Raw genomic sequence first — 21774 nt, 5'->3', positions numbered from 1 at the left:
CCAATCGGCAACTATGCTCCATGAATAAAGATGGCACTCGCGCACGCCCCGGCTGACTAAGGTTCGGGGCGTGCATGACGCCTGACTGACATGGACCGGACATGAACGTAAAAAGTCTTCAATTCAAATCGCTGACAGTCTTGCTGCTGTTGGTCACCGTGGCCTTCATCTGGATTCTGTTGCCGTTTTACGGTGCGGTGTTCTGGGCGGTGATCCTCGGCATTCTGTTTGCGCCGATGCAACGCCGGTTGCAGGTCAAATTTGGCTGGCAACGCAATCTGACGTCGCTGTTTACCCTGGGCATCTGTCTGGTGATCGCGATTCTGCCGGTGATCATTCTCAGTGTGTTGCTGGTGCAGGAAGGGGCGACGGTCTACAAGAACATCGAAAGCGGCGAGCTCGATATCGCCGCCTATCTGGCGCAGTTCAAGCACAGCCTGCCGCAATATTTCCAGCATCTGCTCGATCGCTTCGGCATGGGCGAACTCAACGGCTTGCGCGAGAAAATCGTCAAAGCGGCAATGCAGGGCAGCCAGGTGCTGGCGAGTCAGGCATTCAGTTTTGGTCAGGGTACGTTCGAATTCGTGGTGAGTTTTTTCATCATGCTCTACCTGCTGTTTTTCTTCCTGCGCGATGGCGCCGAGCTGGTGCGCAAGATCCGCATTGCGGTGCCGCTGGAGGAACATCACAAGCGGCGGCTGCAATTGAAGTTCAATCGGGTGGTACGGGCGACCGTCAAAGGCAACCTGGTCGTGGCGATCACGCAGGGCGCATTGGGCGGGGCGATTTTCTGGTTTCTCGATATCCCCAGCGCGTTGCTGTGGGCGGTATTGATGGCGTTTCTGTCGCTGTTGCCAGCGGTGGGCGCGGGGATTGTCTGGGCGCCGGTGGCGGCGTACTTCCTGCTCAGCGGGATGATCTGGCAAGGCGTGGTGCTGGGTTTGTTCGGGGTCTTCGTGATCGGTCTGGTGGACAACGTGTTGCGCCCGATTCTGGTCGGTAAGGACACACGGATGCCGGACTACATGATTCTGATCTCGACCCTCGGCGGTCTGGCGGTATTCGGCCTTAACGGCTTTGTGATCGGGCCATTGATCGCTGCATTGTTCATGTCGAGCTGGGCGCTGTTCATCGAGACCAAACCGAAGGTGCAATTACCTTAGGCGTGGAACGGGTGGGCGACCAGTTGTTGTGACAACGCCTGGGCGGCGGGCAACGAGGTGAGCGGGCCGCTGATTGCCTCGCCGTCGCGCACCAGATACCAGCAGGCAAGCAAGCCCAGCTCTCTGAGCGAGGCGGGAACGGCGCTGCCGACAACGGACATGATTTGAACCTGAGCCATGACAAGTACCTCCATCAATCTATGGAGCTACCTTAGGGGCTCGCCGGTTTCAGCGACAATCAACAGTTTCGATAGTGGTCATTGATGCCAGTGAGGTCTGGCGTCAGTCGACCACTTGATCGAGCATGTGCATCACTTCGCGCTCGTTGAGCAGGCCTTTGTGCACGAGGTTTTCCGCCAGCAGCGAAAGAAGCTTGGCGCAGCGGTGGCCTTCCAGGTGCTTGAGCTCGGTCAGCGCGCTGTACACCTTGCTGGAGGTGCACAAGCCGACGATGCGGTGTGGATTTTGTGTAGGCATACAGTCGTCCTTGTTGTTATCAACCTGTTGTTAGCGGACGGATTCAGATTGCCGTTCCGTCATGACAAAGAAATGACCGTTTTGTGCAAATGTATACAACGGTCGAATCAATCATGCCGACTTTAGCCGGTGGAACTGTCCTCACAGCGACCTTGGCGAGATTTTTTCAGACGCTGGCCGACCAACGGTCATAAAAAAGCCCCGCTATAAAGCAGGGCTTTGGTCTTTCTGTTACCAGCGGCCGTAATGGTAAGGATACGGCCGGCCGTAATAGCCGCGGGGTGGGCCGTAATACACCGGGGCTGGCACGTAGACCGGTTGTTGCACGTACACCGGCGCGGGCTGGTAATAGACCGGAGGCGGTGGTTGTTGCACATAAACCGGTGGTGGCGGAGCGGCATACACCGGCGCCTGCTGGACATACACCGGGCGATCCTGGTTGATAAGCGCCGAGCCGATGATGGCCGAGCCGACGATCGCGCCAAACAACGCTGGGCCTTGCCAGTAGTTGCCGCCATGGGCTTCTGCTTGCCCTGCGACAGCAAATGCACCAATCAGCAGGGCCACGATAGGGAGTTTACGAATCATGATAAATCCTCGGTTCTTCGACCCGGCGGCAGGGCCTGCACCAGGCCCACAGTTGTCGCGGGGATACTTCTAAGACAGCGAAATTCTGAAAATCAGCACAGCCGCTGGGTAAATTTTGTGTAAGGTCTGTACCGGCTTCTTTACCGGGCCGTGCAAGGGCCGCGCGATACGTTTAAAACAGGCCTCTATGATCGTTCAGAACCCGATGGGCTGGCTAATCCCGTCCATCCGAAAGTGCGTTTGAAGGAGAAGTTTTATGCAGATGAACCCCAACAAAGACACCCAGCTGTGCATGTCCCTGTCCGGGCGCCCCGGGAATTTCGGTCTGCGTTTTCATAACCATTTGTATGAGCAATTGGGCCTGAATTTCTATTACAAGGCGTTCAGCAGCCAGGACCTCAATGGTGCAGTCGGCGGGATCCGCGCCTTGGGCATTCGTGGTTGCGGCGTGTCGATGCCGTTCAAGGAGGCCAGCATTGCCTTGGTTGATGAGCTGGATGCCTCTGCGGCGGCCATCCAGTCAATCAATACCATCGTCAACACCAACGGCCATCTGAAGGCTTACAACACTGATTACATCGCCATCGAGCAGTTGCTGAAAACCCACGCGGTGCCCAAGGAAACCACCTTCGCCCTGCGCGGTAGCGGCGGCATGGCCAAAGCGGTGGCCAGTGCCTTGCGGGATGGCGGCTATAAAAACGGTCTGATCGTTGCGCGAAATGAGCGGGCAGGGCGGGCGCTGGCGGATTCGCTGGGTTATCGCTGGCAGGCTGAACAGGGCGACGAGCGGCCGCAGATGCTGGTCAACGTCACGCCGGTGGGGATGGATGGCGGTCCGGAGGCGGGGCAGTTGGCGTTTGCGCCTGAGCTGATCAAAGCGGCGGATACGGTGTTTGATGTGGTGGCGATTCCGTCGGAGACGCCGTTGATCGTGCGTGGCCGGGCTGAGGGTAAAAAGGTCATCACCGGGCTTGAGGTGATTGCGATCCAGGCGCTGGAGCAGTTTGTGCTGTACACCGGAGTGCGCCCGAATGAAGCGCAGTTTGCGGCGGCGGTAGCGTTTGCCCGGAGCTGATTCTGAGATTATGCGGTGAGTTGACTGGCCCCATCGCTGGCAAGCCAGCTCCCACATGATCTGGGGCTGTCCACAATCTGGTGTTCCAGCCCGATACCTGTGGGAGCTGGCTTGCCAGCGATGAATCCACCTCGGTTTATCCTGCTGCCTATACTGCCCCACCAGCAAGCACAGACTTGCCCTCCACAAAAACCGTGACCGAGGCCCGCCATGCACCCGCCCATCCTCAACCTGCATCAGGTCGAACTCGAACCTTTGCCCGAAGCCCTGGCCCCGCAGGGCGAAACCGCCGGGCGCTATCAGCAGCGCATGGCGCGGATTGGCCAGCAACTCGGCGCGCAGAAACTCGGTTATCGCCTGTACGTGTTACCGCCGGGCATGCGCGGCAGTCCGTTTCACAGTCATCGGGTCAATGAAGAAATGTTTTACGTGGTGGCCGGGGAAGGCGAGGTGCGTCTCGGCACCGAGCGTTTCCCGATCCGCGAAGGTGACGTGATCGCCTGTCCGCCGGGCGGTCCGGAAAAGGCGCATCAGATCATCAATACCAGCCAGGCCGAACTGCGTTATCTGGCGGTGAGCACCCAGCAGCAGCCGGAGATTTGCGAATACCCGGATTCGAACAAATATGCGGTGATGGACAGCTTCACGGTCGATGCTGAGGGCAATGCTTCAGGCTTTGTTGCGGTAGCGCGGCAGGCGGATGGCGTCGATTACTGGGATGGCGAGTAATCTCAGGATATAAAACCTGATGAATAACCCCTGTGGGAGCGAGCCTGCTCGCGAATGCGGTGTGTCATTCAAAAATGATGTAGCTGACACAACCTCTTCGCGAGCAGGCTCGCTCCCACAATAAAACGGCGGGGTTATTCGAGGCGCGCCAGGCGTTCTTCCAGCGCTGCGATCCGTGCTTCCAGCTCTTCGATGCGCTCGACCGACACGCCACTGCTAGCGCCGCGTTCCTGCGGATTTTGCCGCGCAGCCATGATCGCCTCGATATCCGCCGGATCGCCCAGCGCATGGGTATAGCGGTCTTCGCGCTGCCCGGCCTGACGTGGAATCAATACCGCCAGCCCGCGCGCGATCAAACGCTCAAGCTGATGCACCACCTGTTCGGCATCTTCGAATTCATGCATGCGTCCGCTGCGGGTCAGCAGCTCATTGACGGTTTGCGGGCCGCGCAGAAACATCAATCCAGTCAGAATCACCTGTGCCGGCACCAGTTCCAGCGCTTTGTCGACCTTGTGTTCCCAGCGGTCGGCGCGGCTGCCCATCACCAGCTTGGCGTAACCGTGACCTTCGAGGGCGCGCAGGCTTTGGCCGACCTGGCCCTGAGTGAGGTTCATCACCGGTTCGCGGCTGGTCTTCTGATTACAGGCAAGAACTAAAGCATTGAGGGTCAGCGGATAGGTTTCCGGGCTGGTCGCCTGTTTCTCGATCAACGCACCGAGAATGCGGATTTCCGTGGCGTTCAGCCGTGGTTCGTCGAAGGTGGATTCATGTTCGGTGGTCATCGCGCGTTCCCTCTGCAGTCGAAGCCGACTAGCCTAATCCTTGCCAAACAAAAGGCAAGCCGTGTGGTCATCAAGGATGGCTATAATCGCCTCCTTGTTCCACCCAGCCACCACACGAGACTGCCATGACCATTTCCCTGTACGCCGCATCCGTCCCGGTTTTTCAACAAATGCTCAACGCTTTGAGCGATGTCCTGAAAAAGGCTGAAGCTCACGCTACCGAGAAAAACATCGACCCGAACGCTTTCCTGCAAGCGCGTCTGTACCCGGACATGTTCCCGCTGACCCGTCAGGTCCAGATCGCCGTGGACTTCGCCAAAGGCGTTTCCTCGCGTCTGGCTGAAGTCGAAGTGCCGAAGTACGACGACACCGAAACCACCTTCGCCGAGCTGCAAGCCCTGATTGCCAAGGTTCTGGCCTACATCGGCGAGATCAAGCCAGAGCAGATCGACGGCAAGGAAGGCATCGAAATCGTTACCCGTCCGGGCACGCCGAAAGAGAAGCGCTTCAGCGGTCAGGCTTACCTGCTGACTTATGGCCTGCCGCAGTTCTTCTTCCACGTCACCACCACTTACGCGCTGCTGCGTCACAACGGTGTTGAAGTGGGTAAACGCGATTACATGGGCGCGTTCTAAAACACCCAAAGCCCCTCACCCTAGCCCTCTCCCGGAGGGAGAGCGGACTGATCTGGTTGTTTGTTCGAGCTGCACCGAAGTGAAATATCCAGTCGAACTCAGGTTTTGAACAGCACTCGGTCTGCCCCTTTCCCCCTCGCCCCCATGGGGGAGAGGGTTGGGGTGAGGGGAAAAGATCTCCGCCACAAAAAAGCCCGCCAAGGTTTGCGCCTTGGCGGGCTTTTCATGGCTGAGGCAAAAGATCGCAGCCTGCGGCAGCTCCTACCGGGAACGCATTCCAGATGTAGGAGCTGCCGCAGGCTGCGATCTTTTGATCTTCAAGCGCGTTGGGCTTTGGCTTCTTCGCCCAGGCAAGCCGCTGCGGTAAACAGCACGTCAGTCGACGAATTCAGCGCCGTCTCCGCCGAATCCTGCAACACACCAATAATGAAGCCGACTGCCACGACCTGCATGGCGATCTCGCTCGGGATGCCGAACAGGCTGCACGCCAACGGAATCAGCAGCAACGAACCACCGGCCACGCCCGAGGCGCCACAGGCACAAATCGCGGCGACAACGCTGAGCAGGATTGCCGTCGGAATATCCACGGCAATGCCCAGCGTATGCACCGCTGCCAGGCTCAGCACGGTAATGGTGATCGCCGCGCCGGCCATGTTGATGGTCGCGCCCAGCGGGATCGATACCGAATAAGTGTCTTCATGCAGGCCCAGACGTTTGCTCAACTCCAGATTGACCGGAATGTTCGCCGCCGAGCTGCGGGTGAAGAATGCGGTGATGCCGCTCTCGCGCAGGCACTTGAGGGTCAGCGGGTAGGGGTTGCGACGCAGCTTCCAGAACACGATCAACGGATTCATCACCAGCGCCACGAACAGCATGCAGCCGAGCAGCACGGCCAGCAGGTGCGCGTAACCGATCAGCGCGCCGAAACCGGAGGTGGCGAGAGTCGAAGCGACCAGACCGAAAATACCCAGCGGCGCGAAGCGAATCACTACCCGAACGATCACGGTCACGCCATTGGATAGATCACCCAGCACTTCGCGGGTGGTGTCGCCGGCATGGCGAATCGCGACGCCCATACCGATGGCCCAGGCCAGAATGCCGATGAAGTTGGCGTTGATCAGTGCGTTGACCGGGTTATCCACCACGCTCAGCAGCAAGCTTTGTAGCACCTCAGCGATGCCGCCTGGCGCTGTCACTGCGACGTTTTCGGTCGCCAGCACCAGATGCGACGGGAACGCCATGCTGGCGATCACGGCAACAACTGCGGCGGCGAAAGTGCCCAGCAGATAGAGGAACAGAATCGGACGGATGTGGGTTTCCTGACCGTGCTTGTGGTTGGCGATCGAAGCCATCACCAGCACGAACACCAGGATCGGCGCCACGGCTTTCAACGCTGAAACAAACACTTTACCGATGAACGCAGTGCTTTTTGCCACTTCCGGGGCGAACAGCGCCAGGGCGATACCGGCAATCAGGCCGATAAGGATCTGTGCGACCAGGCTCAGGTTCTTCAGGCGTTGCAATAGAGAAGGGGATGAAGCAGTCATAACGGCATCTCTGATTTTTTATTGGGTGCAAGGTGCGTGCAAGCGGCGGCAAAAACAGGGGCAGACCAGCGCTACGAACCGAAAGTGTTGACGCTACATCAACGCCAATAAACTGGTCGTTGAATAGGCTGTACGTTTTTAAGGGCGCGGACTTTATCACAGCACAGGCCTCATCCTTCAGACCTGTGACGATCTGCCACCGGTTCGGGCAACAAAGTCGGCAGGTTTGTGCAAGTCAGCCCGGACACACTCTGTTAAGATTGCGCATCCTTATTTTCAAGTTCTGCCAGCGGGCCTCCGGGTCAACGCTGGTGTCGTCGTTTTGCTGGAGTTGCGCATGCTGTTGCCCATTCTTCTGTTGTCCGCCGCCGGTTTCACGGTGCTGACCACGGAATTCGTCATTGTCGGCCTGTTGCCGGCGATTGCCCGAGACCTTGAAGTCACCATTCCACAGGCCGGCCTGCTGGTGACTCTATTCGCTTTCACGGTGGCGTTGTTCGGGCCATTCTTGACTGCATATTTCGCCCGCTTTGAACGGCGCAAGTTGTTCATCAGCATCCTGATCATGTTTGGCCTGGCCAATACCGTGGCCGCACTGGCGCCGAACATCTGGGTGATGGCGATTGCCCGATTGATCCCGGCGCTGGGTTTACCCGTGTTCTGGGCGTTGGCCAGTGAAACTGCCGTAGACATCGTCGGCCCGGATTTCGCCGGTCGCGCGATTGCCAAGATCGGTTTCGGCATTGTTTGCGCCACGGTGTTCGGCATTCCCGTCGGCACGCTGATTTCCGATGCATTCGGCTGGCGCAGTGCGTTCGGCATTTTGGCGGTGATCGCGTTTGCCAAGGCGTTGCTGCTGTTTGTTTACCTGCCGAAAACCAGCCTGCACCAACATCAGGTCAGCTTCGCGTCGCAGTTCAAGATCCTGCGCAGCCCGTTGATGATTGGCCATATCGTCCTGTCGATCCTGGTGTTCAGCGGCATGTTTACTGCCTACACCTATCTGGCCGACATTCTTGAGCGCCTCGCCGGGTTCAACGGCGCCGTGGTCGGCTGGTGCCTGATGGGCTTCGGCGCGGTCGGGTTGATCGGCAACTCGCTCGGCGGACGTGCGGTGGACCGGCATCCGCTGGGGGCCTCGGTGTTGTTCTGCGCATTCATGATTGCCGGCATGGTCTCGCTGGTGCCGAACATTCATTCGCCATTGGGTTTGGCGGTGGCGATGGGGATCTGGGGTATTACCCAGGCCGCGTTGTTCCTGGTCAGCCATGTGCGCCTGATGAAAGCCGCGCCGGAAGCGCCAGCGTTTGCCGCGTCGCTGAATATCGCCGGGGCCAATCTGGGCATCGGTCTTGGCGCCATGGTCGGTGGCCGGGTCATCGACAGTGCGGGCCTGGGCTTCCTCGGGTTTGCCGCCGCCGGGTTCATCCTGCTGTCGGTATTCCTCGCCATGGTGCTGATGACGCTGAAGCCGCGCGACATGTGCGCCGAGGCTTCATAACGCGGTAAACAGCTCGCGTCGGGCACCTTCGGTAATCGCAACGATGCCGGGGTGCTTGACCTTGCGTTCTACCGAAATGGCATAGAACGACTCGGTCACCGCGTCAGTCTGGCCAATCAGCTCGACGCCGTACTGGCGCTTCACTTCATCGGCAATCACGCTCGGGCCGATAAAAATCCCGCTGCCGGATTGGCCGAATGCCTGCATCAAGGCGCTGTCATCGAACTCACCGACGATTTGCGGCTGGATCTGCTGCTCGGCAAACCAGCGCTGCAAACGACTGCGCACCACGGTTTCGGCGCCGGGAATCAACAGCGGCGCGCCGTGCAGGCTGCGTGGAAAATCCTGACCGTAACGCGCCGCCAGCTCGGCGGTGGCAAAGAAACTGATCCCGCATTCCCCGAGCTTCTGGCTGTAGCCTTTGATGTCGAGGTGCGAGGGCATTGGGCTGTCGGAGATCACCAGGTCGAGACGCTGGATCGCCAGATCGGCGAGTAGTCGTTCAAGTTTGTCTTCGCGGCAAGTGATGCGCAGTGGCTCGTTCAGCTCCATGGTTGGTGCGATCAGGCGATAGACGATGGATTTCGGCACCACGTCCGCCACACCGACACGGAAGAGGATCTGCTGTTCGTTGGGCTGGGCGCGCAGCATCAATTCCAGTTCGCCGCCGAGCTGAAACATCTGCTCGGCGTAGGGCAGGGCCTGGCGCCCGGCCTCAGTGAGCTCAAGTTGTCGGCCGACGCGTCGAAACAACTCTATGCCGTAGGTTTGTTCGAGCAGCGATATCTGCCCGCTGATGGTCTGTGGCGTCAGGTTCAGTTGCTCGCAGGCGCGCACGATGCTGCCGGTCTTCGCCACCACCCAGAAATAATGCAGTTGTCGATAATTAAGCATCCGCCGCGCGCCCCCGTAGGAGCTGCCGCAGGCTGCGATCTTTTGACTTTTTTTAAAAAGCCAACATCAAAGGATCGCAGCGTGCAGCAGCTCCTGCATTGAATAGTGTGTGAGTTCGTAAAAACCGAAGTATAGCCGCTAAAAATACGAATTTTCCTGAAGTGTTTGTCTCCCTAGAATGCCCAGCCATCGACGGCCGGTCTGTGACCCTGTCTGTTCATTCGAAGGAAGCCACATGAAATACACAATGCCTGCGTTGATGTTTACGTCTTTACTGCTTCTGGCCGGTTGCGACCAGGTCGAAAAAAGCGCCCAGCAGTTGATGGGCAAAGCCGCCGAAAGCGCCAAGCAAGCGATCGACGACACCCACAAGGCCGCTGAACAAGCGCTCAGCGACGCCACCGGTGGCTTGATCGAGAAGAAAGAAGCACCGGAAAAAGACCCGGAAACATCCGAATCTTCCTCCAAGACCATTTAAACCGTCTTACACAGAGTCAGGACTGACCCATGGAATATCTGTTACAACTCGCCGCCAGCCCCGCCGCTTGGGTGGCTCTGGCCACACTGGTGGTGATGGAAATCGTGCTCGGCATCGATAACCTGATCTTTATCTCGATCCTGACCAACAAGCTGCCCAAGCAGTATCAGCAGAAGGCCCGCCGCATCGGTATCGGCATGGCGTTGATCCTGCGTCTGGCGCTGTTGAGCACCATCGCTTTCATCGTCCAGTTGACCGCGCCGGTCATCGAGATTCTCGGCCAGGCCTTCTCGTGGAAGGACATGATCCTGATTGCCGGTGGTCTGTTCCTGGTGTGGAAAGCGACGACCGAGATCCACCACAGCATGGATCCGGCACCGGAAGATCCGAAGACCGCGACGTCGACCGTTACCCTCGGTTTCGCCGCTGCCATCGGGCAGATCCTGATGCTCGACATGGTGTTCTCGATCGACAGCATCATTACCGCGGTCGGCATGACCGAACACTTGCCGATCATGGTGATCGCGGTAGTCGTGTCGGTACTGGTGATGTTGTTTGCAGCTGAACCGCTGGCCAAGTTCATCAACGACAACCCGACGGTGGTGATGCTGGCGCTGGGCTTCCTGATCATGATCGGCATGACGCTGATCGCCGAAGGCTTCGGCGCCCATGTACCGAAAGGTTATGTGTACGCGGCCATGGCGTTCTCGGCGGGTATCGAAGTGCTGAACATGCTGTCTCGTCGCGCGAAGCAGAAGAAGCTCAACGCTGCTGCGTAAGATGCAATAAGTCAAAAGGCCGCCTGAACTGTTGAAGTCAGGCGGCCTTTTTTTGTGTGCTTTGTGTGCTTTGCGTGCTTTGTGTAGGAGCTGCCGAAGGCTGCGATCTTTTGACTTTTAAAATCAACAGATCGCAGCCTTCGGCAGCTCCGACAGGGGATTTTTATCCGTAGGTCAGTGTGCGGTTGCGTGCCGGGTACTATGTTTCTCGGGTTTGGGCTGGATCGGAGGGTGATGGTGACGACGGGAAATGCGCAAAACGCCCCACAGCATGGCGGCGGCAACGGCCAGCCAGCCGGCAATCAACATTACAATGGTCATGGTCAGGCTCATCAGTGCCTCCTCTTTGCCCTGCTTCGGGCGCCCACTTTTTTTCAATTCGCTCTGTTTCAGTGACAGTCTAGTCGCCGGGGTGTTTCAGACTATTGACCAAAGGTCGGTAGTGACCAATCAGTTCGCTCTATGCAAGCGATGCGTCTACGGTTTAAGGCTATACCGCAGCCGTGCGCGGCCCTATGATCGCTGGCGTTGCCGGAACACGATGACCGGCGTCTGAACAGAGAGTGACGATGGTGCAGGTATTTTCTCGAATTCGTGGAGCGCTGCTGGTGGCCGGTTGTGCAGTGGCGTTGGCCGGTTGTGCCGGCAGCGTGGCGCCGGAGGTCAAGCGTCTGCCGGAGCGGGTCGAGCTGAGTGGCACGTTCTATCGTGGCCAGGCCAATCAGAGCGCGCCACAAGTGCTGGCCAGTCTGCTGTCACAGCAGGGCATTGTGATTACCCCGGGCCTGCTGGAAAAACCCCTGCATTTGCCGGGTGCCGAAGACCAGTTGCAGCAGAACCTGCAAAACCTCGCGCGTGAATACGGCATGGTCGTTTACCCGCTGGACAGCAATCTGCCGGCACTGTTGACCCAAGTCGCTGCGGGTTACCCGGTGATGGTGCGCTTCAGCGAAGGCTCTGCATTCTGGGCAGAACCGCGCTACGCAATCCTCTCCGGTTACGACCGCAACAAGCAGAAAGTGCTGCTGCGCGCCGGCATGAACCGCCGCGAATTGATGAGTTTCAGCGCCTTTGAGTCCGCGCTGGAAAAGTCTGGCGGCTGGGCCATCCTGATTCAGAAACCTACGCAGATCCCCGCGGCAGTCGATCGTCAGCGCTGGCTGAAGGCTGCCGACGAACTCGCGCAGGCCGGCCAGGAAAATGAAGCGGCACAAGCGCGCAAGGCGTTGGCCGCGCACTGAGTCTCCGTTCGTCATCTGCCGGGCACGACTGCGCCCGGCAAGCCTCTTACGCATAGAGCCCGCTTTTCGGGTGAATCAGGAGGCGAACATGGCAGATCCCCTATCCCCGAAAGGCCCGCATTCGTCCGAGCACTCCTCAGGTCATGACCTGGGCTTTGACCCGGACTCTCCGGACGTTGCTGATCCTCAGGTCGATCCCGTCGGCCCGGCTAAAGCGCCGAAAGACGTCAAACCCGGCGAAGATGACAAGAAGCCGGCAAAACCCTATGACCCGCTGGCCAATCTGAAACCTTGATGTGAGGTGCGTATGAGTACCGATTCAAGCTTCGACGACCAAAAACCGGACAGTGTGCCGACTACGCCTGAGCCGGAAATTGATCCGGTGCTGGACCCGGACAGCCCGCTGCGCGATCCGCTGGCCCGGCCCAATGTGCTGACGCCGGAACCCTCGCGGGATCCGAGTGCGGGGGATGGCATTCCTGATGATGATCAGATGCCGCTGCCGAATGACTGATGGTCAGGCGAAAAAAAGCCCCGAAGTTTCGGGGCTTTTTCTTGTGCGGCAAGTTACTTGGAGGCTTCGACCACGCCGCTCTGACGCGACTTGAGGTTTTTCTCGGCCTTGTACTGTTGCGCAACCGCTGGAACGTTGGTGCTGCGGCCGGTTTCCACCCAACTGCGGATACGGCTGGCGTCGGCAAAATGAGTGTATTTGCCAAAGGCGTCGAGAATCACCAGCGCGACAGGGCGGTTACCCATTTTCGTCACCAGAACCAGGCAATGCCCGGCAGGATTGGTGAAGCCGGTTTTGGTGATCTTGATGTCCCAGTCGGCTTTGTTGACCAGGTGATCGGTGTTGCGGAAACCCAGGGTGTAGTTGGGTTTGCGGAACGACACGGTTTTTTCTTTGGTGGTGGTGAGTTCGCTGAGGATCGGGTATTTGCTTGCCGCTACCAGCAACTTGCTCAGGTCGCGAGCGGTGGAGACGTTGCGCTCGGACAGACCCGTCGGCTCGACATAGTGAGTGTTGGTCATGCCCAGTGCCTTGGCCTTGGCGTTCATCGCCGCAATAAAGGCTGCGTAACCACCCGGGTAGTGGTGCGCGAGGCTGGCAGCCGCGCGGTTTTCCGAGGACATCAAGGCAATCAGCAGCATCTCGCGGCGCGGCAGTTCGCTTTTCAGTTTGACTCGGGAGAACACACCCTTCATTTCCGGTGTGTTGCTGATATCGACATTGATCCATTCGTCCATGTTTTGCCGGGCTTCAACCACTACCAGTCCAGTCATCAGCTTACTGACGGAGGCGATCGGCACGATCACGTCAGGGTTGCTGGAATAAATGACTTTGTTGGTCTGCATATCCATGAGCAGGGCGCTGCCGGAAGCGATCTTCAGTGTCGAAGCGTCACGCGGGGCAGCGGTGGTTTCCGCAGCGTTGATCGTTGGCGTGATGAATGTGCCTGCAAAAGCAAAAAACAGGCTCAGAATCGAAAGACGAATTTTCACGCGGGCGAACTCATAAAGGTTGGATATTCCGTTAGTTTGTAACGGGTTATTTCTTCAAAGCGTCGCATTCTAGGAGTATGGCTGAAGATCTGTCGATGGTTGTTTGAAGAGCCTGAAAATCTCGTGAAAAGGCCTGTAAAAAGAGGGGTTTCCGGCGAACGGTTACAGTTTTTTCTCAGGCATGAAAAACCCCGCACGAGGCGGGGTTCTAGCGCAGCGGAAAAACCGCCTCAGGCGTGCAGGGTTTCTGCGGCGTAGAGGGTGTTCTCCAGGAGGCAGGCACGGGTCATCGGACCAACGCCGCCCGGTACTGGAGTGATCCAGCCGGCGCGGGGCAGGGCGGTTTCGTAGACAACGTCACCAACCAGCTTGCCGTCGTCCTGACGGTTGATGCCGACGTCGACCACGATCGCGCCTTCCTTGATCCACTCGCCTTTGACCAGGCCTGGCTTGCCGGCGGCCACTACTACCAGATCGGCACGGCCGACGTGACCGGCGAGATCCTTGGTGAAGCGGTGAGTCACGGTCACGGTGCAACCGGCCAGCAGCAGTTCCATGGCCATCGGGCGACCGACGATGTTGGACGCACCGACAACCACGGCGTCCAGTCCATAAAGGTCAACGCCAGTGCTTTCCAGCAGCGTCATGATCCCTTTGGGCGTGCACGGGCGCAGCAGTGGAATGCGCTGGGCCAGGCGGCCGACGTTATAAGGATGGAAACCGTCGACGTCCTTGTCCGGGCGGATGCGTTCGAGCAGTTTCGAGGCGTCCAGGTGCTCGGGCAGCGGCAGTTGCAGCAGGATGCCGTCGATCGCAGGGTCGTCGTTGAGACGGTCGATCAGATCGGTCAGCGCTTGTTGCGTGGTTTCAGAGGGCAGGTCGTACGCTTGAGAGAGGAAGCCGACCTCTTCACAGTCTTTACGCTTGTGCGAGACATAAACCTGAGAGGCAGGATCGCTGCCGACCAGGATCACCGCGAGGCCGGGAGTGCGCAGGCCTTGCTGGCGACGCTCGGCAACTCGTTTGGCGATCTGCTGGCGCAGGCTGGCGGCGATCGATTTGCCGTCGATTAGTTGTGCAGTCATTGCGCGTGATTAACCATCGAGAGGGGAAAAAAAGAGAACGCATTCTCGCATGTCGGGCGGTGAGGGCAAAGGCGCTTGGTCAGCAAATTCCCCTAACTCCTTTAATTAAATGAATTTTTTTCAAAAAAGATTTGACGACCTTGGGAGCGCTCTATACTATTCGTCGCACTTGTCGGGCACAGCCTAGCACTGGTTAAGAAGGTCGAGCGGGATTACGATTTCGCGAAGGCTGGAAAGCACTTAGTTTGTAGTCCTTTAAGAGTACAGATTAATAAGGCGCCCGTAGCTCAGCTGGATAGAGCATCCGCCTTCTAAGCGGATGGTCGCAGGTTCGAGTCCTGCCGGGTGCGCCATTAGGCAGCTTTGGCACAAGTAACGCGATATGGTGGGCGTAGCTCAGTTGGTAGAGCACGGGATTGTGACTCCCGTTGTCGTGGGTTCGATCCCCATCGTCCACCCCATATTTCGAAAGGCGCCAGATGTAACAGTCTGGCGCCTTTGCTTTAAAAGCTTCATCCGCGGATGTGGTGGAATTGGTAGACACACTGGATTTAGGTTCCAGCGCCGCGAGGCGTAAGAGTTCGAGTCTCTTCATCCGCACCAATTAAAGCTTCATTCGGGTCTTCGGGCTGGTGAGGTTTCAACAAAGAAGTTAATTGGCTTTTTTGTTACGCAATATGGTGGGCGTAGCTCAGTTGGTAGAGCACGGGATTGTGACTCCCGTTGTCGTGGGTTCGATCCCCATCGTCCACCCCATATTTCGAAAGGCGCCAGATTTAACAGTCTGGCGCCTTTTTTGTTTTAGCGGTTTTGAAAACCGGCCATTGTCGGTTTCGGGACGCAGGAGCAGGGCGCTTCGTCGTATTTATGTTGCTCGATGATGCCGCGCTGCTTGCCGGACTTGCTTGCAAGAACGGCCGTCAGGGAGTGATTGGCAGTCGCTTCTATATATAGAAGCGGTTGGCGCAGAGCCCTGGCGTGATTGGTTGTATTCGCCTGTGGGATGCGCTGCATTCGTGCATCGGTCCCGTTAAATTGCCTGCTGCTTTTTTACCCGTTTTCAGTAGGGTGACTTCTTGAGTTTGACCCACTAGAATGCATGCCCTTGATTCTGGGGTCGGAAACGGCCGGCTAACGTCTGTGCAACGAGGAATATCCATGCAAGTTTCTGTTGAAAATACTACTGCTCTTGAGCGCCGCATGAGCGTCACCGTGCCGGCTGAGCGCATCGAGACTCAGGTCAACAAGCGTCTGCAGCAGACTGCCCAAAAGGCCAAGATTGCTGGCTTCCGTCCAGGCAAAGTGCCAATGAGCGAAATCAAGCGCCGTTTCGGTGCCGACGCTCGTCAGGAAGCTGTAGGCGACGTGATCCAGTCCTCCTTCTACGAAGCTGTGGTTGAGCAGAAGCTGAACCCGGCCGGTTCGCCTTCGATCGAGCCCAAGTCGCTCGAAGCTGGCAAGGATCTGGAATACGTTGCGGTGTTCGAAGTGTTCCCTGAGTTCACCGTTGCCGGTTTCGACGGCATCACCGTTGAGCGTCTGAGCGCTGACGTGGCTGACGCTGACCTGGACAAAATGCTCGACATCCTGCGCAAGCAGAACACCCGTTTTGAAGTGGCCGACCGTGCTGCCCAGAACGAAGACCAGCTGAACATCGATTTCGTTGGCAAGGTTGACGGCGAAGTGTTCGCTGGCGGTTCCGCCAAGGGTACTCAGCTGGTACTGGGTTCCGGCCGCATGATCCCGGGTTTCGAAGAAGGCCTGGTTGGCGCTAAAGCCGGCGAAGAGCGTGTTCTGAACCTGACCTTCCCTGAGGACTATCAGAACCTGGACCTGGCTGGCAAAACCGCCGAGTTCACTGTGACCGTCAACACCGTATCCGAGCCAAAACTGCCTGAGCTGAACGAAGAGTTCTTCGCGCAATTCGGCATCAAGGAAAGCGGCATCGACGGCTTCCGCACCGAAGTTCGCAAGAACATGGAGCGTGAACTGCGTCAGGCGATCAAGTCCAAGGTCAAGAATCAGGTAATGGACGGTCTGCTGGCCACCAACCCGATCGAAGTGCCAAAAGCCCTGCTGTCCAACGAAGTTGACCGTCTGCGCGTGCAGGCAGTTCAGCAGTTCGGTGGCAACATCAAGCCTGATCAACTGCCGGCCGAGCTGTTCGAAGAGCAAGCCAAGCGCCGTGTAGTGCTGGGTCTGATCGTGGCTGAAGTGGTCAAGCAGTTCGACCTCAAGCCTGACGAAGCTCGCGTTCGCGAAATGATTCAGGAAATGGCTTCGGCTTACCAAGAGCCTGAGCAGGTTGTGTCCTGGTACTACAAGAACGACCAGCAACTGAACGAAGTCCGTTCGGTTGTGCTGGAAGAACAAGTTGTGGATACTGTTCTGCAGAAAGCTAGCGTGACCGACAAATCGGTCTCTTACGAAGAAGCGGTCAAGCCGGTAGAAGCTCCAAAAGCCGACTGATTGATTTTGCGTTAAGAAGCACACACATAAGCCAGCCTTCGAGCTGGCTTATGCGTATTCAAGACATAACTATTTGGGAGTGACTGCAGAGCATGTTCCGTAATTCGTATATTCAGCAGAACTCAGATATCCAGGCCGCAGGCGGCCTGGTCCCGATGGTTGTCGAGCAGTCCGCTCGTGGCGAACGCGCCTACGACATCTATTCGCGCCTTCTCAAGGAGCGAGTGATCTTTCTGGTTGGTCCGGTAGAGGACTACATGGCCAACCTGATCTGTGCGCAACTGCTGTTCCTTGAAGCGGAAAACCCGGACAAGGACATCCATCTCTATATCAACTCCCCGGGCGGTTCGGTGACAGCGGGCATGTCGATCTACGACACCATGCAGTTCATCAAACCCAACGTGTCGACCACCTGTATCGGTCAGGCGTGCAGCATGGGCGCGTTCCTGCTGACCGCAGGCGCTCCTGGCAAGCGTTTCTGCCTGCCGAACTCGCGAGTGATGATTCACCAGCCACTGGGCGGTTTCCAGGGCCAGGCATCGGATATCGAAATCCATGCCAAGGAAATCCTCTTCATTCGTGAGCGCCTGAACACGCTGATGGCCAAGCACAGCGGTCGCACTCTGGAAGAAATCGAGCGCGATACCAACCGCGACAACTTCATGAGTGCAGAAGCTGCGAAGGAATATGGCTTGATCGATGAAGTGATCAACCAGCGTCCAGCTTAAAAATAAGCAGCTCAAAATAGGCTTGGTCGGCTGGTCTGATCAGCGGCGGGCTTGAAAAAGCCCGCAATAGCCTTCATCTTGTGTTGCAAGCCTATCGGATTTGGATCGAACGAATGACTGACACCCGCAACGGCGAGGACAACGGCAAGCTGCTCTATTGCTCCTTCTGTGGCAAAAGCCAGCATGAAGTGCGCAAATTGATTGCCGGCCCCTCGGTCTTTATCTGCGACGAGTGCGTCGACCTGTGCAATGACATCATCCGTGAGGAGGTGCAGGAAGCCCAGGCTGAAAGCAGCGCGCATAAATTGCCTTCGCCCAAAGAAATCAGCGGCATCCTTGATCAATACGTCATTGGTCAGGAGCGTGCAAAGAAGGTTCTGGCCGTAGCGGTGTACAACCACTACAAGCGCCTGAACCAGCGTGACAAAAAGGCTGACGACGTCGAACTCGGCAAGAGCAACATCCTGCTGATCGGCCCGACCGGCTCGGGTAAAACCCTGCTGGCCGAAACGCTGGCCCGCTTGCTGAACGTTCCGTTCACCATTGCCGACGCAACCACCCTCACCGAGGCGGGTTACGTGGGTGAAGATGTCGAGAACATCATTCAGAAGCTGTTGCAGAAGTGCGATTACGACGTAGAAAAAGCCCAGATGGGCATTGTCTACATCGACGAAATCGACAAGATTTCCCGCAAGTCCGACAACCCGTCGATCACCCGCGATGTTTCCGGTGAAGGCGTGCAGCAGGCCTTGCTGAAGTTGATCGAAGGCACGGTCGCTTCCGTTCCACCGCAAGGTGGCCGCAAGCATCCGCAGCAGGAATTCCTGCAGGTCGACACCCGTAACATCCTGTTCATCTGCGGTGGTGCGTTCTCTGGTCTGGAAAAGGTTATTCAAAACCGTTCCACCAAAGGCGGCATCGGTTTCAACGCAGAAGTGCGCAGCAAGGAAGAAGGCAAGAAAGTCGGTGAATCCCTGCGTGAAGTCGAGCCTGACGATCTGGTCAAGTTCGGTCTGATCCCGGAATTCGTCGGTCGTCTGCCGGTCCTCGCGACGCTGGACGAGCTCGATGAAGCTGCATTGATGCAGATTCTCACCGAGCCGAAAAATGCTCTGACCAAACAGTATGCCAAGCTGTTCGAGATGGAAGGCGTCGATCTGGAATTCCGTTCCGACGCACTGAAATCGGTCGCCAAGCGTGCCCTGGAACGTAAAACCGGTGCTCGTGGCCTGCGCTCGATTCTCGAAGGTGTATTGCTCGACACGATGTATGAAATCCCCTCGCAGTCCGAGGTGAGCAAAGTCGTGATCGATGAAAGCGTGATCGAAGGCAAGTCCAAGCCACTGTATATCTACGAAAACAGTGAGCCGGCTGCCAAGGCAGCGCCGGACGCGTAAGCGTCCACCGCGCCGCAACAAAGAAGGGGCCTTCGGGCCTCTTTTTTTTTATGTCGTTTTTTACATCCGCTTTGCGCTTGTTTTTTTTCAAGGCAGCCCCCATCTTGGTTTCAAGCTCAATTCCATCTGATTACGGCCATATGGCCGCCGTAGAGGCGAAATCATGAAGACAACCATCGAATTGCCTCTCCTGCCATTGCGTGATGTCGTGGTTTATCCGCACATGGTTATCCCGCTGTTCGTGGGGCGCGAGAAATCCATCGAAGCCCTCGAGGCAGCGATGACGGGCGACAAGCAGATACTGCTGCTGGCCCAGAGAAACCCGGCTGACGATGATCCCGGTGAAGACGCTCTCTATCGCGTAGGTACCATTGCCACTGTCCTGCAGCTGCTGAAGCTGCCTGATGGCACCGTTAAGGTTCTGGTCGAGGGTGAGCAGCGCGGCACCGTCGAACGCTTCAGCGAAGTCGATGGCCACTGCCGTGCAGAAGTTTCGTTGATTGAAGAAGTCGACGCCGCCGAGCGCGAGTCCGAAGTCTTCGTACGTACGCTGCTGTCGCAGTTCGAACAATATGTGCAGCTGGGCAAGAAAGTCCCGGCTGAAGTCCTGTCGTCGCTCAACAGCATCGATGAGCCGGGTCGTCTGGTCGACACCATGGCTGCGCACATGGCGCTGAAAATCGAGCAGAAGCAGGAAATCCTCGAAATCATCGATTTGTCGGCTCGGGTCGAGCACGTTCTGGCGTTGCTGGATGCCGAGATCGACCTGCTGCAAGTCGAAAAACGCATTCGCGGCCGCGTCAAAAAGCAAATGGAGCGCAGCCAGCGCGAGTACTACCTGAATGAGCAGATGAAGGCCATTCAGAAAGAGCTGGGCGACGGTGACGAAGGTCACAACGAAATCGAAGAGCTGAAAAAGCGCATCGATGCTGCCGGCCTGCCGAAAGACGCGCTGACCAAGGCGAACGCCGAGCTGAACAAGCTCAAGCAAATGTCGCCGATGTCCGCCGAAGCCACCGTGGTGCGCTCCTACATCGACTGGCTGGTGCAAGTGCCGTGGAAGGCACAGAGCAAAGTGCGCCTTGACCTGGCGCGTGCAGAAGACATTCTCGATGCCGATCACTACGGTCTCGAAGAGGTCAAGGAGCGCATCCTTGAATACCTCGCCGTGCAAAAGCGCGTGAAGAAAATCCGTGGCCCGGTGTTGTGCCTGGTGGGGCCTCCTGGCGTGGGTAAAACCTCGCTGGCAGAGTCGATTGCGCACGCCACCAACCGCAAATTCGTACGTATGGCCCTCGGTGGCGTGCGTGATGAAGCGGAAATTCGCGGTCATCGCCGGACTTACATTGGTTCGATGCCGGGAAGATTGATTCAAAAGATGACAAAGGTCGGCGTTCGCAATCCGCTGTTCCTGCTCGATGAAATCGACAAGATGGGCAGCGACATGCGTGGCGATCCGGCGTCGGCGTTGCTGGAAGTGCTCGATCCTGAGCAAAACCACAACTTCAACGACCACTATCTGGAAGTCGATTACGACCTGTCGGATGTGATGTTCCTGTGCACCTCGAACTCGATGAACATCCCGCCAGCACTGCTCGACCGCATGGAAGTCATCCGTCTGCCGGGCTACACCGAAGACGAAAAGATCAATATCGCCGTCAAATACCTTTCGCCAAAACAGATCACCGCTAACGGTCTGAAGAAGGGCGAGATTGAATTTGATGAAGAAGCGATCCGCGACATCATTCGTTACTACACCCGCGAAGCCGGTGTGCGTGGCCTCGAACGTCAGATCGCCAAGGTCTGCCGCAAGGCTGTTAAAGAGCACGCGCTGGAAAAACGCTTCTCGGTAAAAGTGACAGCTGACTTGCTGGAGCACTTCCTCGGTGTGCGTAAATTCCGCTACGGTCTGGCCGAGCAACAGGATCAGATCGGTCAAGTCACCGGCCTTGCCTGGACTCAGGTTGGCGGCGAATTGCTGACCATCGAAGCCGCTGTGGTACCGGGCAAAGGCCAACTGATCAAGACCGGTTCGCTGGGCGATGTGATGGTCGAATCGATCACCGCAGCGCTGACTGTTGTCCGCAGCCGTGCCAAGAGTCTGGGCATTCCCGTGGACTTCCACGAGAAGCGCGACACGCACATTCACATGCCGGAAGGTGCCACGCCGAAGGACGGTCCTAGCGCCGGTGTCGGCATGTGCACGGCCCTGGTGTCGGCCCTGACCGGGATTCCGGTGCGCGCCGATGTCGCCATGACCGGTGAAATCACCCTGCGTGGTCAGGTGCTGGCGATTGGCGGCCTGAAGGAAAAACTGCTGGCGGCGCATCGCGGCGGAATCAAGATTGTGATTATTCCGGAAGAGAACGTGCGCGATCTCAAGGAGATTCCTGACAATATCAAGCAGGATCTGCAGATTAAACCGGTTAAATGGATTGACGAGGTCCTGCAAATTGCGCTGCAATACGCGCCGGAGCCCTTGCCGGATGTGGCTCCGGAGATAGTTGCCAAGGACGAAAAACGTGAGTCTGACTCTAAGGAAAGAATTAGCACGCATTAATACGTTTTTGCCTGGGGGGCTTCCTTGACAGCTTTTTAGAGCCCTTGTTATAAAGCGGCTCTTAAGTGTCTGTAGGCCATTCAGCACTCGTTTTTGCTTTCACCAAAAAACTTAGAATCATCTCAAAATAGATATAAGGG

Annotated in this window: 23 protein-coding genes and 4 tRNA genes; 18 read left to right on the top strand and 9 right to left on the bottom strand. The window is 57.4% G+C overall.

All coding sequences use genetic code 11. The annotated features are described in order from the left end of the window. The first annotated feature begins 101 nt into the window (after window positions 1-101). Window positions 102-1163 (top strand): AI-2E family transporter, encoded by a 1062-nt coding sequence (locus QOL84_RS09145; protein WP_283436988.1) that lies wholly within the window; start codon window positions 102-104, stop codon window positions 1161-1163. On the opposite strand, the gene QOL84_RS09140 is transcribed toward QOL84_RS09145, so the two are convergent. The 3 genes from QOL84_RS09140 to QOL84_RS09130 all read right to left on the bottom strand — a co-directional run bounded on the left by QOL84_RS09140 (window position 1160) and on the right by QOL84_RS09130 (window position 2228). Next, window positions 1160-1342, bottom strand: a complete 183-nt coding sequence (locus QOL84_RS09140; protein WP_129391946.1) for a hypothetical protein — start codon at window positions 1340-1342, stop codon at window positions 1160-1162. The two genes, QOL84_RS09145 and QOL84_RS09140, sit on opposite strands and share 4 nt — an antisense overlap. Before the next feature lie 103 nt (window positions 1343-1445). Then, window positions 1446-1640, bottom strand: coding sequence for a hypothetical protein (locus QOL84_RS09135; protein WP_129391949.1), 195 nt, complete (start codon window positions 1638-1640; stop codon window positions 1446-1448). A 231-nt stretch (window positions 1641-1871) separates the two neighbouring features. Continuing rightward, entirely contained in the window at window positions 1872-2228 is a 357-nt protein-coding gene (locus QOL84_RS09130; RefSeq protein WP_283436987.1) for a hypothetical protein, read from the bottom strand. 256 nt (window positions 2229-2484) lie between these two features. Between QOL84_RS09130 and QOL84_RS09125 the strand changes: the two genes are divergently transcribed. After that, the gene (locus QOL84_RS09125) at window positions 2485-3303 is read left to right on the top strand and encodes a shikimate 5-dehydrogenase (protein WP_283436986.1); all 819 of its coding nucleotides are present in this window, start codon (window positions 2485-2487) and stop codon (window positions 3301-3303) included. Window positions 3304-3513: 210 nt separating this feature from the next. Then, entirely contained in the window at window positions 3514-4032 is a 519-nt protein-coding gene (locus QOL84_RS09120) for a cupin domain-containing protein (protein WP_283436985.1), read from the top strand. Between the two features lie 134 nt (window positions 4033-4166). On the opposite strand, the gene QOL84_RS09115 is transcribed toward QOL84_RS09120, so the two are convergent. Continuing rightward, entirely contained in the window at window positions 4167-4814 is a 648-nt protein-coding gene (locus QOL84_RS09115; protein ID WP_129391961.1) for a YceH family protein, read from the bottom strand. 125 nt (window positions 4815-4939) lie between these two features. Between QOL84_RS09115 and QOL84_RS09110 the strand changes: the two genes are divergently transcribed. Beyond that, a complete protein-coding gene (locus QOL84_RS09110; RefSeq protein ID WP_034154670.1) occupies window positions 4940-5449 on the top strand; it encodes a DUF1993 domain-containing protein in 510 nt (169 codons plus the stop codon). A gap of 317 nt (window positions 5450-5766) precedes the next feature. Here the strand turns inward: QOL84_RS09110 and sstT are convergent, their stop codons facing one another. After that, a complete protein-coding gene (gene sstT / locus QOL84_RS09105; RefSeq protein ID WP_283436984.1) occupies window positions 5767-6996 on the bottom strand; it encodes a serine/threonine transporter SstT in 1230 nt (409 codons plus the stop codon). 337 nt (window positions 6997-7333) lie between these two features. Here sstT and QOL84_RS09100 point away from each other — a divergent pair, with 337 nt between their 5' ends. Then, window positions 7334-8497: an MFS transporter gene (locus QOL84_RS09100; RefSeq protein WP_129391967.1), complete on the top strand. Its 1164-nt coding sequence runs from the start codon at window positions 7334-7336 to the stop codon at window positions 8495-8497. Here QOL84_RS09100 and nhaR read toward each other — a convergent pair. Next, the gene (gene nhaR, locus QOL84_RS09095; RefSeq protein ID WP_016986874.1) at window positions 8492-9391 is read right to left on the bottom strand and encodes a transcriptional activator NhaR; all 900 of its coding nucleotides are present in this window, start codon (window positions 9389-9391) and stop codon (window positions 8492-8494) included. The two genes, QOL84_RS09100 and nhaR, sit on opposite strands and share 6 nt — an antisense overlap. Window positions 9392-9626: 235 nt before the next feature. Between nhaR and QOL84_RS09090 the strand changes: the two genes are divergently transcribed. Both QOL84_RS09090 and QOL84_RS09085 read left to right on the top strand, forming a co-directional pair. Then, entirely contained in the window at window positions 9627-9869 is a 243-nt protein-coding gene (locus QOL84_RS09090) for a hypothetical protein (protein WP_129391970.1), read from the top strand. A gap of 29 nt (window positions 9870-9898) precedes the next feature. Beyond that, complete coding sequence (locus QOL84_RS09085) at window positions 9899-10648, top strand: TerC family protein (protein ID WP_129391973.1); 750 nt, start codon at window positions 9899-9901, stop codon at window positions 10646-10648. A 174-nt stretch (window positions 10649-10822) separates the two neighbouring features. Here the strand turns inward: QOL84_RS09085 and QOL84_RS09080 are convergent, their stop codons facing one another. Further along, window positions 10823-10981 (bottom strand): hypothetical protein, encoded by a 159-nt coding sequence (locus QOL84_RS09080; RefSeq protein ID WP_283436983.1) that lies wholly within the window; start codon window positions 10979-10981, stop codon window positions 10823-10825. Window positions 10982-11217: 236 nt separating this feature from the next. Between QOL84_RS09080 and QOL84_RS09075 the strand changes: the two genes are divergently transcribed. From QOL84_RS09075 to QOL84_RS09065, 3 genes are all read left to right on the top strand, one after another. Then, on the top strand, window positions 11218-11889 hold the full coding sequence (locus QOL84_RS09075; protein ID WP_129391979.1) for a cysteine peptidase family C39 domain-containing protein: 672 nt from the start codon (window positions 11218-11220) through the stop codon (window positions 11887-11889). 88 nt (window positions 11890-11977) lie between these two features. After that, on the top strand, window positions 11978-12184 hold the full coding sequence (locus QOL84_RS09070; RefSeq protein WP_129391982.1) for a DUF6021 family protein: 207 nt from the start codon (window positions 11978-11980) through the stop codon (window positions 12182-12184). A 12-nt stretch (window positions 12185-12196) separates the two neighbouring features. Further along, complete coding sequence (locus QOL84_RS09065; protein ID WP_129391985.1) at window positions 12197-12403, top strand: hypothetical protein; 207 nt, start codon at window positions 12197-12199, stop codon at window positions 12401-12403. Window positions 12404-12456: 53 nt separating this feature from the next. Here the strand turns inward: QOL84_RS09065 and pbpG are convergent, their stop codons facing one another. Both pbpG and folD read right to left on the bottom strand, forming a co-directional pair. Next, the gene (gene pbpG, locus QOL84_RS09060; protein WP_283436982.1) at window positions 12457-13395 is read right to left on the bottom strand and encodes a D-alanyl-D-alanine endopeptidase; all 939 of its coding nucleotides are present in this window, start codon (window positions 13393-13395) and stop codon (window positions 12457-12459) included. A 230-nt stretch (window positions 13396-13625) separates the two neighbouring features. Beyond that, window positions 13626-14480: a bifunctional methylenetetrahydrofolate dehydrogenase/methenyltetrahydrofolate cyclohydrolase FolD gene (folD, locus tag QOL84_RS09055; RefSeq protein WP_053121798.1), complete on the bottom strand. Its 855-nt coding sequence runs from the start codon at window positions 14478-14480 to the stop codon at window positions 13626-13628. Between the two features lie 276 nt (window positions 14481-14756). Here folD and QOL84_RS09050 point away from each other — a divergent pair. The 8 genes from QOL84_RS09050 to lon all read left to right on the top strand — a co-directional run bounded on the left by QOL84_RS09050 (window position 14757) and on the right by lon (window position 21634). Then, window positions 14757-14833: transfer RNA gene (locus QOL84_RS09050), tRNA-Arg, on the top strand. 32 nt (window positions 14834-14865) lie between these two features. Next, window positions 14866-14941 (top strand) — tRNA-His (locus tag QOL84_RS09045). A gap of 57 nt (window positions 14942-14998) precedes the next feature. Next, a tRNA-Leu gene (locus QOL84_RS09040) sits at window positions 14999-15083 on the top strand. A 77-nt stretch (window positions 15084-15160) separates the two neighbouring features. Next, window positions 15161-15236 (top strand) — tRNA-His (locus tag QOL84_RS09035). Between the two features lie 402 nt (window positions 15237-15638). Then, the gene (tig, locus tag QOL84_RS09030) at window positions 15639-16949 is read left to right on the top strand and encodes a trigger factor (RefSeq protein ID WP_129391991.1); all 1311 of its coding nucleotides are present in this window, start codon (window positions 15639-15641) and stop codon (window positions 16947-16949) included. 92 nt (window positions 16950-17041) lie between these two features. Next, the gene (clpP, locus tag QOL84_RS09025; RefSeq protein ID WP_007951559.1) at window positions 17042-17677 is read left to right on the top strand and encodes an ATP-dependent Clp endopeptidase proteolytic subunit ClpP; all 636 of its coding nucleotides are present in this window, start codon (window positions 17042-17044) and stop codon (window positions 17675-17677) included. Window positions 17678-17790: 113 nt separating this feature from the next. Next, window positions 17791-19074 carry an ATP-dependent Clp protease ATP-binding subunit ClpX gene (clpX, locus tag QOL84_RS09020; RefSeq protein WP_007951558.1) on the top strand — a complete coding sequence of 428 codons (1284 nt, stop codon included), beginning with the start codon at window positions 17791-17793 and terminating at the stop codon, window positions 19072-19074. A 163-nt stretch (window positions 19075-19237) separates the two neighbouring features. Beyond that, window positions 19238-21634 carry an endopeptidase La gene (gene lon, locus QOL84_RS09015; protein ID WP_129391994.1) on the top strand — a complete coding sequence of 799 codons (2397 nt, stop codon included), beginning with the start codon at window positions 19238-19240 and terminating at the stop codon, window positions 21632-21634. Window positions 21635-21774: the final 140 nt, after the last annotated feature.

The sequence above is a fragment of the Pseudomonas helmanticensis genome, from assembly GCF_900182985.1.
GTDB classification, from domain to species: domain Bacteria; phylum Pseudomonadota; class Gammaproteobacteria; order Pseudomonadales; family Pseudomonadaceae; genus Aquipseudomonas; species Aquipseudomonas helmanticensis.
This window is presented reverse-complemented; position numbering and strand designations above follow the sequence as displayed.

Bases quoted from the DNA above. Each gene is read 5' to 3' on its own strand.
- QOL84_RS09085 (WP_129391973.1), top strand. From the start codon at position 9,899: ATGGAATATCTGTTACAACTCGCCGCCAGCCCCGCCGCTTGGGTGGCT.
- QOL84_RS09120 (WP_283436985.1), top strand. From the start codon at position 3,514: ATGCACCCGCCCATCCTCAACCTGCATCAGGTCGAACTCGAACCTTTG.
- tig (WP_129391991.1), top strand. From the start codon at position 15,639: ATGCAAGTTTCTGTTGAAAATACTACTGCTCTTGAGCGCCGCATGAGC.
- QOL84_RS09145 (WP_283436988.1), top strand. From the start codon at position 102: ATGAACGTAAAAAGTCTTCAATTCAAATCGCTGACAGTCTTGCTGCTG.
- QOL84_RS09110 (WP_034154670.1), top strand. From the start codon at position 4,940: ATGACCATTTCCCTGTACGCCGCATCCGTCCCGGTTTTTCAACAAATG.
- QOL84_RS09135 (WP_129391949.1), bottom strand. From the start codon at position 1,640: ATGCCTACACAAAATCCACACCGCATCGTCGGCTTGTGCACCTCCAGC.
- clpP (WP_007951559.1), top strand. From the start codon at position 17,042: ATGTTCCGTAATTCGTATATTCAGCAGAACTCAGATATCCAGGCCGCA.
- clpX (WP_007951558.1), top strand. From the start codon at position 17,791: ATGACTGACACCCGCAACGGCGAGGACAACGGCAAGCTGCTCTATTGC.
- QOL84_RS09125 (WP_283436986.1), top strand. From the start codon at position 2,485: ATGCAGATGAACCCCAACAAAGACACCCAGCTGTGCATGTCCCTGTCC.
- QOL84_RS09100 (WP_129391967.1), top strand. From the start codon at position 7,334: ATGCTGTTGCCCATTCTTCTGTTGTCCGCCGCCGGTTTCACGGTGCTG.
- QOL84_RS09115 (WP_129391961.1), bottom strand. From the start codon at position 4,814: ATGACCACCGAACATGAATCCACCTTCGACGAACCACGGCTGAACGCC.
- nhaR (WP_016986874.1), bottom strand. From the start codon at position 9,391: ATGCTTAATTATCGACAACTGCATTATTTCTGGGTGGTGGCGAAGACC.
- QOL84_RS09130 (WP_283436987.1), bottom strand. From the start codon at position 2,228: ATGATTCGTAAACTCCCTATCGTGGCCCTGCTGATTGGTGCATTTGCT.
- QOL84_RS09090 (WP_129391970.1), top strand. From the start codon at position 9,627: ATGAAATACACAATGCCTGCGTTGATGTTTACGTCTTTACTGCTTCTG.
- lon (WP_129391994.1), top strand. From the start codon at position 19,238: ATGAAGACAACCATCGAATTGCCTCTCCTGCCATTGCGTGATGTCGTG.
- folD (WP_053121798.1), bottom strand. From the start codon at position 14,480: ATGACTGCACAACTAATCGACGGCAAATCGATCGCCGCCAGCCTGCGC.
- QOL84_RS09080 (WP_283436983.1), bottom strand. From the start codon at position 10,981: ATGAGCCTGACCATGACCATTGTAATGTTGATTGCCGGCTGGCTGGCC.
- QOL84_RS09140 (WP_129391946.1), bottom strand. From the start codon at position 1,342: ATGGCTCAGGTTCAAATCATGTCCGTTGTCGGCAGCGCCGTTCCCGCC.
- QOL84_RS09070 (WP_129391982.1), top strand. From the start codon at position 11,978: ATGGCAGATCCCCTATCCCCGAAAGGCCCGCATTCGTCCGAGCACTCC.
- QOL84_RS09075 (WP_129391979.1), top strand. From the start codon at position 11,218: ATGGTGCAGGTATTTTCTCGAATTCGTGGAGCGCTGCTGGTGGCCGGT.
- QOL84_RS09065 (WP_129391985.1), top strand. From the start codon at position 12,197: ATGAGTACCGATTCAAGCTTCGACGACCAAAAACCGGACAGTGTGCCG.
- sstT (WP_283436984.1), bottom strand. From the start codon at position 6,996: ATGACTGCTTCATCCCCTTCTCTATTGCAACGCCTGAAGAACCTGAGC.